11 protein-coding genes are annotated in these 14754 nt (G+C 30.0%); 5 read left to right on the top strand and 6 right to left on the bottom strand.

Annotation, left to right across the window (positions count from 1 at the left end; translation table 11 throughout):
• Positions 1–106: 106 nt before the first annotated feature.
• From N5A56_RS12555 to N5A56_RS12545, 3 genes are all read right to left on the bottom strand, one after another.
• Positions 107–2260, bottom strand: coding sequence for a xanthine dehydrogenase family protein molybdopterin-binding subunit (locus tag N5A56_RS12555; RefSeq protein ID WP_265725754.1), 2154 nt, complete (start codon positions 2258–2260; stop codon positions 107–109).
• 20 nt (positions 2261–2280) lie between these two features.
• Positions 2281–2742, bottom strand: a complete 462-nt coding sequence (locus N5A56_RS12550) for a (2Fe-2S)-binding protein (RefSeq protein WP_265725753.1) — start codon at positions 2740–2742, stop codon at positions 2281–2283.
• Between the two features lie 135 nt (positions 2743–2877).
• Positions 2878–3213, bottom strand: a complete 336-nt coding sequence (locus N5A56_RS12545; RefSeq protein ID WP_274270452.1) for a single-stranded DNA-binding protein — start codon at positions 3211–3213, stop codon at positions 2878–2880.
• 198 nt (positions 3214–3411) lie between these two features.
• Between N5A56_RS12545 and N5A56_RS12540 the strand changes: the two genes are divergently transcribed.
• The gene (locus N5A56_RS12540; protein WP_265725752.1) at positions 3412–3765 is read left to right on the top strand and encodes a hypothetical protein; all 354 of its coding nucleotides are present in this window, start codon (positions 3412–3414) and stop codon (positions 3763–3765) included.
• A gap of 63 nt (positions 3766–3828) precedes the next feature.
• Here the strand turns inward: N5A56_RS12540 and N5A56_RS12535 are convergent, their stop codons facing one another.
• Together N5A56_RS12535 and N5A56_RS12530 are read right to left on the bottom strand one after the other, a co-directional pair.
• Positions 3829–6099: an inorganic phosphate transporter gene (locus N5A56_RS12535; RefSeq protein ID WP_265725751.1), complete on the bottom strand. Its 2271-nt coding sequence runs from the start codon at positions 6097–6099 to the stop codon at positions 3829–3831.
• Positions 6100–6168: 69 nt separating this feature from the next.
• Positions 6169–7377, bottom strand: a complete 1209-nt coding sequence (locus N5A56_RS12530) for a porin (protein WP_265725750.1) — start codon at positions 7375–7377, stop codon at positions 6169–6171.
• A gap of 335 nt (positions 7378–7712) precedes the next feature.
• On the opposite strand from N5A56_RS12530, the gene N5A56_RS12525 reads away from it, so the two are divergent.
• On the top strand, positions 7713–10463 hold the full coding sequence (locus N5A56_RS12525; protein ID WP_265725749.1) for a TonB-dependent receptor: 2751 nt from the start codon (positions 7713–7715) through the stop codon (positions 10461–10463).
• A 129-nt stretch (positions 10464–10592) separates the two neighbouring features.
• Positions 10593–12605, top strand: a complete 2013-nt coding sequence (locus N5A56_RS12520) for a hypothetical protein (RefSeq protein WP_265725748.1) — start codon at positions 10593–10595, stop codon at positions 12603–12605.
• Between the two features lie 67 nt (positions 12606–12672).
• On the opposite strand, the gene N5A56_RS12515 is transcribed toward N5A56_RS12520, so the two are convergent.
• A complete protein-coding gene (locus N5A56_RS12515; RefSeq protein ID WP_265725747.1) occupies positions 12673–13119 on the bottom strand; it encodes a cation transporter in 447 nt (148 codons plus the stop codon).
• A gap of 94 nt (positions 13120–13213) precedes the next feature.
• Between N5A56_RS12515 and N5A56_RS12510 the strand changes: the two genes are divergently transcribed.
• The gene (locus N5A56_RS12510; RefSeq protein ID WP_265725746.1) at positions 13214–14086 is read left to right on the top strand and encodes a DMT family transporter; all 873 of its coding nucleotides are present in this window, start codon (positions 13214–13216) and stop codon (positions 14084–14086) included.
• A 170-nt stretch (positions 14087–14256) separates the two neighbouring features.
• Positions 14257–14742: a 50S ribosomal protein L21 gene (rplU, locus tag N5A56_RS12505; RefSeq protein ID WP_265725745.1), complete on the top strand. Its 486-nt coding sequence runs from the start codon at positions 14257–14259 to the stop codon at positions 14740–14742.
• Positions 14743–14754 lie beyond the last annotated feature (12 nt).

The raw sequence follows: 14754 nt of genomic DNA, 5'->3' as shown, positions 1-14754 counted from the left end.
AACGAGGAACAATTTCTAACAAAAAATCAATAGTCCCTAAGTTTTCTATTTAGAATTGCTTAAAGCTTAATCGTTTTTGGCAATTCTTTAATAGTAAATAATTAAACTATCCTAAAATTGCACTCTTTTTTAATTCTTTTACAAAAGGTTGGCTATAAATTCTTTTATTTAAAGCAGCGTTAATTGCATTTGCAACAGCTGCTCCTGCTGGTGGTAAACCTGGTTCACCTAAACCTGTTGGAGACTTTTCGTTTTGCAAAAAGTGTACATTAACTTTTGGTGTATCTTGCATTCTAATCATTCTATACGTATCAAAATTTTTGTGATTAGGCTTACCTTCTTTAAAAGAAAAATCTGCATACATTGCATGTCCTATTCCATCTAAAACACCGCCTTCAACTTGGTTTCTTGCTCCAGTTGGATTTACAACAATACCACAATCTACAGCAGCGGTTACTTTTTTAATAACAGGAAAACCATCCTTTAAAACAATGTCTGCAATTTCTGCTACGTGTGTATTATGGCTGTAATAAGCCGCGAAACCTTGATAAACTCCTTCTTCTGTTTTGCCCCAATTTGCTTTCTCTTTAACCAGATTAATTGTGTCTTCCATTCTTTGACCAGAATACTCTATCGTTTTATCTGTAGTGCCTTTTACATTTTGTAATAAATCAATTCTTAATTGAAGTTTATCTACATTTAGTTCAATAGCCAATTCATCAAAGAAACTTTGTTCTGCAAAAGCTAAGAAGTTTGTATAAGGCGCTCTCCAAGCACCTGTTGTAATATTACTTTTATGATTTGCAGTGTCTAGTTTAAAATTAGGGATACAACCTGCAGGAAAGAAGTGAGTTTGACTACCATACATGTTTTGATCTATGGCAGCTTCTTTTAAATGATAACCAGTTACTTTTCCGTCTTTTAAAGCTGCTTTAATTCTGTATTTTATAGCAGGTCTATAAGTTCCTGCGGTCATATCATCTTCTCTAGAGAAAATAACTTGAATCGGTTTTTTTGATAAGCTAGATATTTCGGCAGCTTCTAAAGCAAAATCGCCATATAATCTTCTACCAAAACCACCGCCCATTCTTGTCATTTCACAATGTATTTCTTCAACTTTTCTATCTAGAAGTTTAGAAACTCTATTTACCGTCCATTGCGGAGTTTGTATTGGCCCAACTAAATGTACTTTTTCTGCAGTAACTTCTGCATAAAAATTCATTGGTTCTAAACAATTGTGTGGTAAAAAAGGAGAATGATAGGTTCTCTCAATTACTTTATCTGCATTTGCAAATGCTTTTTTAATATTACCATCTTCACGTCTAGTATCAAATTTATTTCCATCTAAAATTTTGGTTAAAATTTTATCATGATCTTCTGTAGATTCTAAATTTGTGCCTTTTTCCCATTTAGCAGAAAGTGCTTTTTTACCTTTCATTGCTGCCCAAGTAGAACTAGCTAAAACAGCAATTTTATCTCCAAATTTTATGATCTCACTAACTCCATTTACAGCTTTTGTTTTTGTATCATCAAAACTGTCTAATTTTTGCCCAAAAGCAGGAGGTCTTAAAACTGATGCATACATCATTCCTTCCGCTTTATAATCTAATCCAAATAAAGGTTTACCAGTAATAATTTTATCGATATCTACATTTACAATCTCTTTACCAATTATTGTAAAATCTTTTATTTCTTTTAACTGTACGTTTTCTGGCACTTCTAATAATGCTGCTTCTTTTACAACTTCTCCATAACCAAATGTATCGCCATTTGCATTTGTTATAATCCCTTTAGAGGCTTTACATGTTGCTGCATCTACATTCCATTTTATGGCAGCAGCATTTATCAACATTTGTTTTGTAGTTGCTCCTGTTTGCCTTAAAGCATCCCATCCAAAACGTATAGATTGACTTCCACCAGCAACTTGTCTGGTAAAATGTTTAGTATCTAAAGCACCTTGTACAACGTTTACCTTATTCCAATCTACATCTAGTTCCTCAGCTATTATCATTGGCATTGATGTTTTTACACCTTGGCCTATTTCAGGGTTTGGAGAAAACAACGTTACATAACCTTCATCAGAAATTTTAATAAAGGCATTAAAATCATTAAAGTTTAAACTCTCAATATCCACAGGCATTACTGCATCTGCTTTACAAGCAGATAACAAGTTAAAACCAACCAAAAGACCTCCACTTGCTAACATTGATGTCTTTAAAAAGTTTCTTCTGCTAAAATTATTCTTTTTTATAAATTCCATTTTCTGAAGTAATTTTATGATTAAGACATTTTTTCTGCAGCAACTTTTACTGCTTTTTCAATTCTATTATAAGAGGCACATCTACATATATTACCATGCATTGCTTGTCTAATTTCTTCTTCGGAAGGATTTTTATTTTCTTCTAAAAAAGCGGTTGCTGTCATTATTTGTCCTGCTTGACAATATCCGCATTGCGGAACATCAATTTCTTTCCAAGCTTCTTGTACAGGATGTTTACCGTCTTGAGATAAACCTTCTATTGTAGTTATCTTTACATCATCTAATATAGAAACTTGCATTTGGCAACTTCTAGTTGCAACACCATCTATGTGAACTGTGCATGCTCCACATTGAGCAATACCGCAACCAAATTTTGTGCCTACTAAATTAAGTTCGTCTCTTAAAATCCATAACAAAGGTGTATCTGCATCTGCAGTAACAGCGCGTTCTTTTCCGTTAATATTTAAAGTGTAATTTGGCATAGATAGCTGATTTAGAATTTGATGTTGTAAGTTACGAAAAAAATATCCTGATTTTAAAGTTATAAGAAATTTGAGATTTATTTAACAAAAAAACACCACTATTTAGTGGTGTTTTCAGTTTTTAAATCTTTAAGGTTATTTACCTCCCAACATTAATAATTCGTTACAAACTATTTCTGTTATGTATCTTTTCTCTCCTTCTTTCGTTTCGTAGCTTCTAGAGGTTAATTTACCTTCAATAGCAACTTCATTTCCTTTTTCTAGATACTTTTCTATGATTTCTGCAGTTTTGTTCCAAGCTACTATATTGTGCCATTGTGTATCGGTTATTCTTTCTCCTTGCGAATTTTTATAACTTTCATTTGTTGCAATAGAAAATTTTGCCAATTTTTTTCCAGAATCTAAAGTGATGATTTCTGGGTTGTTTCCTAAGTTTCCAATTAACTGTACTTTGTTTCTTAACGTACTCATAAGATAAGTTTTTGTGCGTTTTAATTTTTACGCAGGTTTATAATTTATTTTTTTTAAAGTGATACTGAATCAAGTTCAGCATTTTCAACACTGCAAAGATGTAATACAAACAAAATTATATTCGGTTATAAAGCAATTACTTTCGGTTGTAAATACTTGTAGTCGTTTGTAAACGAATAATTGTGTTACTTTTGTAATATGGAAAATAAAGAGTGTTTAGAATGTGGTGAGATAGTTAAAGGTAGAGTAGACAAGAAATTTTGTTCTGACTATTGTAGAAATTCTTACAATAATAAAGTAAATAAAGACAGTAAAAACTTAATAAGAAACATTAACAATCGCTTGCGAAAAAATCATAAAATTTTATCCGAATTAAATATTTCTGGTAAAACCAAGGTAACAAGAACTAGGTTATATGATAAAGGTTTCGATTTTCAGTTCTTTACATCAATATATAAAACAAAAACAGGAAACACTTATTTTTATATTTATGATGAAGGGTATTTGGCTTTGGAAAATGAAACTTTTTTATTGATAAAAAGAGATAGTTAATTTTAAGCATAAAAAAAACCATGAAATAATTCATGGTTTTTTTAAAGTTATTACTCTTGTTGTTTATTCAGGAGTACTAATAGTTGCAGGTTCTACAGACCCATCAAAAGATTTGTGATACTCTTCTAATAAACTCATAGTTGCATCTAATAAATCTTTAGTTTCAATTAGAATTCCAAAATACAAAGTTGTATTTTTTGGACTAGATTCTTCTGTTCTAGTTCTTTCTATTTGTTTAGCAATTTTTTCATTTACCAATTCATAAACGGCATTTTTATCATTTAAGATTACACCTATTTCTTCAAAAGATTCAGATTTAAATGCTTTTTCAATATTCTTAAATAAAATTTCCAATTTACCATCTACTTCTAAAAGTTCATTTATTTGAGTAGATTTTAAATTTTTATGATTATTGTTAATATGCTTATAACTAATCTTAGAAATATACTCAAGAGATTGAGACATGTCTTGTATATGACCTAATATATTAATGTAAAAACCACTTGCTTCTAAACTAGATGCATCTAAGTTTTTAATGAAATAAGTAATATTGTCTCTTAAATCATCAATTTCATCTGTTAATTTAACAACTTGAGTTTTACTCTTTTTTAATAAAGGTAATTTCTCTTTAGCTAAACCAGAAATTGAATTAGAGTAGATATTATTTGTACGTTTTACTACTTTAGAAATGTTTTTAGCACTTTCATGAATTACACCTTGTACAGAACTACTTTCTGCTTCACTTAAACTATCTTCATCATTAGCTTTTGTAGATTTGTTTTTGTGAGATTTATAGTTTCTGTATAATAAAATTACCGTTAATAAAAGTAATATAGGAATGATAACTCTAGGGTTAAAGCTAATTAAGAAAACAACAATACCAGCAGCAATAAATGCACCAATAGCAGTTCCAAACCATCCACCAATAACATTTAATACACCAGCAACTCTATAAACTGCACTTTCTCTACCCCAAGCTTTATCTGCTAAAGAAGTACCCATTGCTACCATAAAAGTTACATAAGTTGTAGATAAAGGAAGTTTCATTGATGTTGCAATAGCAATTAATACACCTGCAACCATTAAATTTACAGAAGCACGAATCATATCAAATGCAGGAGCCTCTATACTTTGATCTTTACTCATTGTAAAGTTTGGTTTTTCAAAACTTTTACCAATAGTGTTGCTTAAAGAACTTGGTAAAATTGCAGAAAAATAACTAGATAATCTTGTTGTACCTTTTACTATTGATCTAGAAATATTGTTAGGTTCAAATTTTTCATGAGTTTCTCCTTGACGAGAAAGACTAATTTCTGTTTCAGCAACTGTTTTTGCTTTTTTAGAAAACCATAATGTTAATACCATTATTGTACCTGCAATAAATAATAAAACAGGTTCTGCTGGTACTTTTTTCTCTAAAACAGCCATAGACATTGTAGCATCCATACCACCAGCTACCCATGCTTCGTATGAGTGATAAGCTGCCATTGGTACTCCAATGAAGTTAACCAAATCATTACCAGAAAAAGCTAAAGCTAACCCAAAAGTACCTACTGCTATAACAACAAGTAAAACTGTTTTTTTAGTTAGTTTTTCAAAAATAAAAGAGAATAAAACCCAAAAAGCAAAACTAATAGCAATTATATAAATTTCATTACCTACTAAAACACTTTTTAATTCTTTATAGTAAGGAGTTCCTTTTAATCCTTTTAAAAAGATAAAATAAGTAATGGCTGTTAATGCAACACCACCAAATATAACACCAAAGTTCTTAACTCTTTTCTCATAATTAAAAGTAAATAGTACTCTTGATATCCATTGAACAAAGGCCCCTACAGAGAATGCAATTACAACAGAAAGTAAAATACCTGATATAATTTCAATTGCTTTAGCAGTATTAATATAGTTTGTTAAGTCTGATAAAGTTTCAGTTTCTGAATGACTAATTTTAATTAAAGACATTACAACTGCAGCTCCTAATAGATTAAAAACAATAGAAACAGTTGTAGATGTTGGCATACCTAATGTGTTAAAGAAGTCTAACAGCAAAATATCGGTAATCATTACCGCCATAAAGATGAGCATTATTTCTCCAAACTGAAATTGAGCAGGAACAAAAATACCTTTTCTTGCAACTTCCATCATTCCACTAGAAAAAACAGCACCAATAAATATACCTAAACTAGCTACTATCATAATAGTTCGTAAAGAAATTGCTTTAGATCCTATCGCAGAATTTAAAAAGTTAATAGCATCGTTACTTACACCAACAATAATGTCGGCTACAGCTAATACTATAATAGCGATTAACATTAATAAATAAATATTATCCATAATTTTATTTTAAATTTTTTGCAAATATCAAAAGAGTTTTTTGCTAATATGTTATGTAAATGTTATGTTTTAAAAATGAATATCTACTTGTAATCTATACATTAATTGGTTTGTTGTAAACCCAATGTCTGTATAGCTTAAATCGGTTTGTACTTTTAATTTATGACCTACAATGTATTTAGATAAACCTAAAGTATATTGATTTTCTGCTCCTTTACCCGTTATATTTTTGTCTAACGAGATATTAGTGTAACGACCAGATAATTCAACTGTTTTAGAAAGCATATATCCTGTTTGTAAGTTTAAACCATTACCAACTTGTACTTCGTCTCCTGTTAAACTTCCGTCTGAGTTTTTTGCTAATGCATCTTTAGCATCTCTATTTGAATATTCTGCCATTAAAGAAAAACCTTTGTGTTTATACATAGCATCTATAAATACGGTTGAGATATTTGTTGAATAGAAACCAATATCATTTGCCATATAAGAACCTTGATTAGATCTGTTTTTTACAGCATCGTTATTAAAGTCATATGTAAAACCAAGAGCTAATTTTGGTTTTTCTTCAAACTTTAAATCACTTCCTTTATAATCTCCTTTACTTGCAAAGTCTCCGAAAGGTAAAAACTCAACTCTGGCTGTATATTGATGACCACCTAAGTTTCCTGTAGTAACATTTCTTCCTTCACCTTGTGCAATAGAAAAAGCTTCTTTAACTAAAAAGTTATCAGAAAGATTAAATTTATGCCTTAATTGAATACCCATATCACGATCAATATTAAATCTACTATTTAATAAAGAACGATCTACTTGTTGTAGATTTGCTGATGAAATTACACGTTCTCTGTTTCCTGGTAATTTTGTTTGACCAAACCAAAGAACCCAGTTTCCAGAAAAATTCCATTTTACAACTGCATCTAAAATATATTTAGGTGCTTCATTAGTAAATGAAGATGCTTTCCCTATATCTCTATTAGATAAACCTAATTCTAATTTATATTTTAATTTAGGAGAGTAAGCAAAACCACTAAACTTTAAACGAGCTCTTCTAACAAGCATGTTAGATTCTGGGTTAGAAAGACCACTGCTAGCTTCCCATTGTGTAGTTCCTAGAAATTGCATTCTAGCACTAATATTCATAGAAAAGGTATTGTCTTTTCCAACAAGATTAAAAAGTCCTTTCCCAAATTTAGGAGCATTACTTTCTTGTGCATTTGTATTAAATAAAACACAGATGCAGATTACTGTTACTACTTTTTGCAGCAAAGATAATTTCATAATTATTAGTTTTTGTCGCTGCAAAGAACTGATAGTTATGTTAATTAAATGTTAACCGTAGATTAAAAAATAAAAAAAACTGCCTTAGCTAAAGGCAGTTCGTCATATAAAATAGTCGACAAAAACTAATTAATTTATGATGACTTAAGATTCTCTAAAGAGTCTTACAAATATGCAATTGAAACTTAAAATTAATGTGTTTTTAAAATTAAAAAAAGTTAACTAATTTTTCGATTTAACTTTTAATTAATAATTCTGTAATGTATTTTTAATTTACAAATAACATAAGCTTTACAATTCTAGTAGACTTTTGCAAGTGTAAATTATACACTAAAATGAAGAAAATTTTATTTATTGTCTTATTAATATCAAGTCATATTTTAACAGCTCAAAGTAGCGCCACTCTTAAGGGATTATTAACCGATAAAGAAGTAGATAATGAGTCTTTACCTTTTGCAAATGTTCTTGTTAAGGGTACTAATATTGGAACAACTACAGATTTTGATGGAAAATACGAGATTAAAGTGCCAGCAGGAAATCATATTGTAGTTTTTAGTTTTTTAGGATATAAAACAATTGAAAAACCTTTTTCTATTAAGGAAGGAGAAACTTTAACTATTAATCAAATAATGTCTGCAGAAGAAGGTGTTTCTTTAGATGAAATAGTTGTAAAATCTAAGGCTAATAGAGAATCTGCTACGGCACTTTTAGTAGAACAAAAGAAAGCAGTAATTATAAAAGAGAGTATTGGAGCGCAAACATTGTCTAAAATTGGTGTTTCAGACGCTTCTGGTGCTACTACAAAAATATCTGGAGTTACTAAAAGTGAAGGTTCTGGTAATATTTATATTAGAGGTTTAGGAGATAGATATTTGTCTACAACTATGAATGGTTTACCTATACCTTCTGATGATGTAAATAATAAAAACATTAATTTAGACTTGTTTTCTACCAACATTATAGAAAATGTTGGAATTAGTAAAACGTACGTAACTAATAATTATGCAGATCAAGGTTCTGGTAATGTAGATGTAAATTCTAAAGAATATTCTAAAAAATTATTATCAGTGTCTATTTCTGGGGGATCTAATACTAATGTTTTAGATGTTGCAAATAATTTTAGAAGAACAGTAATTAGTAATGATGTTACTTTAGGGTTTCATTCAAAAAAATATGCATTACAAAATGCAATTACATATCAAGGTTGGGATACAGAATCTTTGTCAAACCCAATAAATTTTAGTGGTTCTTTCTCTCTTGGAAAAAAATATGAAATTTTTGGAAAAGATGTTTCACTTTTCTTAACAGGTTCTCATTCTAAATCTTTTGAGTTTACAGAAGGAGTATTTAATTCTTATAGATTAAATATTTTAAACACAAGTTTTACAGATGCTACACAATATGGTTCAAACTCAAATACTACTGGTTACATAAATGTAGGTTTAGCTTTAAATGATACTAATAAAATTAAATACAATACTTTATTTGTAAATAAAGGGTCGGATATTTTATATGAACAAGGTAGAAATGGACTAGGTTATGTGTTTGATCAAGATCCACAAGAAGACGGAGCTTTTGTAAGAGATCAAAACTTTAAACAAACAACATTGTTTATCAACCAGCTTTTAGGTGAGCATAAATGGAATGAAAATAACACTTTAAATTGGGCAGGTGGTTATAATTTTGTTTTAGCAGAAGAACCAAATAGAATTAGAAATGAAGTTAATATATTAGATATTACTACTTCACCAGAAATTCAGTACGCACATGTTGGCGATTTTCAACAAAGAAAATCTAGTCAAAAAATCCAAGACACAGAGTACAACGCATTTGTAGAAAATAAATGGGCTTTAGGACTAAAAGACGAAGATGATAACAAACCTTATTCATTAAACTATGGTCTTAATTATAGATATAAAGAACGAACGTTTAAGTCTGTATTTGTTGGTGTAAAAGCTAAAGATTTTACAGCACCTTCTATAGATCAAATCTCAACCACTTTTACTTCAAATGGTTTTAATAACGGTTTAAAATTAACGTTACAACCAGCAGATAGATATGAGGCTGATTTAAATTTTTTAGCAACTTATGTAAATTTTGACTTTAAATTAGATAAAAAGTTATCTGGTAATTTAGGTCTGCGTTTCGAAAAAGACGATATAAACGTTATTTGGGATGTTGGAAATTATGTTGGTAGAACAGGTTCTTTAAATAAAACATACCAAAGTATATATCCAAGTGTAAACTTAAAGTATGAGTTAGCGGAAAATAAATATTTGCGTTTTGCTTCTAGTATTACACAAACTTTACCAGAATTTAAAGAATTGGCTCCATTTGAGTATGTTTCTCCTACAGGTCGTGTAACAAAAGGAAATCCAGATCTAGAAAAATCTGAAATTTATAATTTAGATTTAAAATATGAAATGTTTCCCCAAAGAGGCCAACTATTTTCTGCAACTGCTTTTTATAAACAAATTAATAATCCTATAAACTTAGCATTAACAAGAGGTTCTTCTGGTTACTTTTTTTATGCTAATACAGGAGAAAAAGCAACTGTTTATGGTTTTGAAGTAGAAGCTAAAACAGATTTAATTAAAAACACTGATGACCAAGGAGTTTTAAATATGACAGCAAACATTACTAAAATGTGGTTAAATCAAGATTTGTTTGAAAACTTTCAATATAAAGATATTACAGAATCTAGTTTACAGGGAGCGTCAGATTTAATTGTAAATGGTTCTTTAAGTTATGGAAATAAAAAGGAGAAAGAATTTGTAGCTACGTTAACTGGTAATTATTCTTCAGATAAAATATATTCTTTAGGAGGAGCAGAGGGTTATGTAAATAGAGCTACAGAATATAACGATGAGATTATAGAAAAAGGTTTTGTAACATTAGATTTAGTAATGAGTAAAGATTTAACAGATAATTTACAAGTTAAACTTGTAGGGCGTAATTTATTAAATCCAGATGTGAAACAAACTCAAAATGTTAGAAACATAATAACTGGTGCTGTGACTAATGAAACTGTACTTTCTTACAAAAAAGGAAGTCAATTATCTGTAAGCTTTAAATACACTTTTTAGTCAATTAACGATTACTTAACAAAACCACTAAATTAATATAAATCCTAACATACTATTAATATTTAGATAAAGAAAACTAAAGGATAAGACCATTTCTTTGTAGAAAATTAACAACCATATTAAAATAAAATGAAAAAATCAGTTTTTAAATTTTTAAATGTAGTAGCTTTTTCTTTTGCTACTTTATTGCTTACTAATTGCGGAAATGAAGAGCCGTCTATTATAATTGATGAGCCGCAATCTGAGGTAATAGAAAACCTTAAAGCAGGTGTAATGAATGGTAGTTTAGAGGAGGATTTTACTTTAAACGCAAATGCAATTTATAACTTAAACTCTTCTTTTATTGTAGAGTCTGGAGCAACTTTAACGATTCCTGCAGGAACAAAAATTCAAGCAACAAATGGAGGAACAAGTGTTTATATTGCGGTCTTAAGAGGTGGTAAAATTAATATTGAAGGTACTTCTTCTAATCCAGTAGTTATGTCGTCTGCCTCTGGTAATCCAGGAGATTGGGGAGGTTTAACAATTTGTGGTAATGCAACAACTACAGCGGGTGTAGATGCAGAGGCAGAAGTTGGAGGTTTTATTTATGGAGGTACAAATGATACAGACAATTCTGGATCTATAAACTACCTTGTAATTAAAGGAACTGGAGCTCAAATTAGTTTAACATCTCAATACAACGGTGTTTCTTTATATGCTGTTGGTTCTGGTACTAGTATAAATAATGTAGCTGTAATTAACGGTTCTGATGATGGTGTAGAGTTTTTTGGAGGTACAGTATCTGTTTCTAACTTATATTTAGAAAACAATGAAGATGATTCTATAGATTGGACAGAAGGATGGAATGGTACAGTAAATACTGCTTATATTTCTCACACTAAATCTGGTTTTTCTACTGTTTTTGAAGGTGATAAAGAAAATGGAAATCCTAAATTTAATAATGTTACAGCAATATCTACTGTAGGTGGTAAAGCATTACAATTTAAATTGCAATCTGGAGCAACTATATCTGGCTTATCTTTAAGTGGATATGATGTAGATTTAGATATGAAAGATGGTGGAGAAACATCTAACGTAGTTTTTTCTGACGGTTATAACCTTGTTGCATTAGCAACTGATGATGAAATGACAGTTTCTGGAAACTACTTTTACACATTAAATACAACTGTAGTGCCTTCAGTAAATGCTTCAGATTTTGATTGGGTAGAATCTAATTTATCTTTTGATAGTAGTGTTTTACAAGGTGCAGTTACAACAAAAGTAACTTTAGATGCTTCTGTAAGTTATAAGTTAAATTCTTCGTATATAGTTCAAGACGGAGGAGAATTAGTAATTCCTGCAGGAACAAAAATTGAAGCTAGAAATGGTGGAACTGGTGTTTATATAGCTGTATTAAAAGGTGGTAAAATAGATATTCAAGGAACAGAAGCTAACCCTGTAGTAATTTCTTCTGCATCAGCAAATGCTGGAGATTGGGGTGGATTAACTATTTGTGGAGATGCAACTACTACAGCAGGAGTAGATGCAGAAGCAGAAGTAGGAGGTTTCATTTATGGAGGAACAAATGATGCAGACAATTCGGGTTCTATTAAATATTTGGTTATTAGAGGAACTGGTGCTCAAATTAACTCAGAGTCTCAATATAACGGAATCTCTTTTTATGCTGTTGGGTCTGGAACTACAGTAGAAAATATTTCGGTAATTGATGGAGCAGATGATGGAGTTGAGTTTTTTGGAGGAACAGTTTCTGCAAGTAACTTGTACTTAGAAAACAACGAAGATGATTCTGTAGATTGGACAGAAGGTTGGAATGGTACTTTAACAAATACGTATATTTCTCATACAGTAGCAGGTTTTTCAACTGCTTTTGAAGGTGATAAAGCAAACGGGAATCCTAAGTTTGTAAATTTAACTGCAATTTCTACTGTTGGTGGTACAGGATTACAGTTTAAGAAAACTTCTGGAGGTACAATTACAAATATTTGGTTAGAAGGTTATACTGATAATATTGACATGAAAGATGGTGGAGATTTATCTAATGTTCAGATAGATGGAGCAGATGCTTCTACAACTGCAGATTATAAAACAGGAACTAAAGTAGATGTTAGCACTTGGTCTTGGAAAAGTAAAGGGTTATAGTAGTTGAATTTTATATATAAAAAAAGCAGGCTGTTAGCCTGCTTTTTACGTTAAAAAATAGTTTTGTTTAAGCTTTTTTATCTTTAGAACAAGCCATTTCACAATCCTTTTTGCATTCCATTTTGTCTGCCTTCATGTCGCATTTTTCTTTACATGCATCAGAACAAGAACTTGCTTTTTTAGAAGAATTAACTTTGTTAGTAGTTTCAGAAGCTTTGTATAATTCTCCACCAGCAATACCGCTTACAAAAGCAATTAAATCTTTCTTAGAAGTTTTGTTTGCATCAAATTCTATGTTTGCTATACTATCTGTAAAAACAACTTTAGCATTTAAAACTCCTTCTTTTTTAGATAGCTTAGATTGTATTGTTTTAGCACAACCAATTTCACAAGTCATACCAGAAATAGCTAAAGAAACATTTTCTTTTTTTACTTCTTTTTTCACTTCGGTTTTACATCCTGTTAAGATAAAGCAAGCTATTGCTATAGAGTATATTACTTTTTGAACTTTCATCAGATTTTATGATTTAATTATTGTGCAAATTTATCAATAATTAGCTTTGATTATAAATAATTGTCAGATTTTTGTTTTAAAATTAGTTGGCCTTATGAAAACGAATCAAAAAAAGTGGCTTTTTTTAATCGTACTTTCTCTTGTTTGGGGAAGTTCATTTATTTTAATGAAAAAAGCACTTATTGGTTTAACAGCAATTCAATTAGGAGCCTTACGAATTTTAATTGCTGGTTTATTTTTGTTACTAATAGGTTTTAAAAGTTTAAAAGAGATTAAGAAAAAGCATTATAAGCATATTATTTCTACTGCTTTTTTAGGTACTTTTTTTCCGGTTTTCTTATTTGCTTTTACTGTTCAAGGAATAGATAGTTCTATAGCTTCTATTTTAAATTCATTAACACCATTTAATACTTTAATAGTAGGTGTTTTGGCTTTTGGGTTTACCTTTAAAAAGCAGCAATTATTAGGTATTGTTGTTGGATTAATAGGTACTGTTTTGTTAATTATAGAAGGGGCAGATTTAAACCCAAATCAAAACTATTGGTATGCTGTATTAGTTGTAATTGCTTCTATTGGTTATGCGTTTAATGTAAATATAGTAAAGAAGAATCTGTCTGATATTAGTGCATTAAGCATCGTAACTGGTAATTTTCTTTTATTAGTAATTCCTTCCTTTATTGTTTTGTTGTTTACTGGTTTTTTTAATGCTTTAGAATTTACAGAAACTAAATTAATATCTTTAGGGTATGTTACTATTTTAGCGGTTTTAGGAACAGGAATAGCAAAAATTATTTACAATAAAATGGTGCATTTAGCAACGCCTATATTTGCATCTTCCGTAACGTATATTATACCTATTGTTGCTGTTTTTTGGGGTGTTTTAGATGAGGAAAAACTAAGTTTGCTACAATTGTTTGCAGGTTTAATTATCTTGTTTGGAGTGTATTTACTAAATAGAAAGAAGTAATTTTAAGTTATTTATTAGTAACTAAAAAAGTAGATAAGTGAAAAAAGCTACTTTAAAGATGTTATTTTTAATTAGTTGTATTGTTTATATTTGAAAAAAGCATATATTTGCACCCGCATTTTCAGTAAGGAAGTGTTTAATTTTAAGTATTAATACGCAAAACTAAAAGTATGTACGCAATCGTAGAGATAGCAGGGCAGCAATTTAAAGTTGCAAAAGACCAAAAAGTATACGTTCACCGTTTACCAGGAGAAGAAGGATCAAAAGTTACTTTTGATAACGTTCTTTTACTTGATAATGAAGGTAATGTAACAGTTGGCGCCCCAGCTATAGAAGGAGCTTCAGTATCAGCTCAAATTCTAAGGCATTTAAAAGGTAACAAAGTAATCGTTTTTAAGAAGAAACGAAGAAAAGGTTATATCAAGAAAAATGGACACAGACAGTATTTAAGCGAGATTCAAATTGAATCTATTGCTGCTACTGGTGCTAAAAAATCAGCAAAAAAGGAGTCTGCTCCTAAGGCTGAAGTAAAAGAAGCTACAACAGATTATAGTTCTATGACTGTTGCAGAATTAAAAGCTGCTGCTAAAGATAAAGGTATCACAGGATATACTTCTTTAAAGAAAGCTGAATTAATCGAAGCTTTAACTAAATAAAAATTTCAATTT

The sequence above is a fragment of the Polaribacter ponticola genome (genome assembly GCF_026191475.2).
Lineage (GTDB): Bacteria > Bacteroidota > Bacteroidia > Flavobacteriales > Flavobacteriaceae > Polaribacter > Polaribacter ponticola.
Note: the sequence above shows the minus strand (reverse complement) of the source record. Positions and strands in the feature narration are given on the sequence as shown.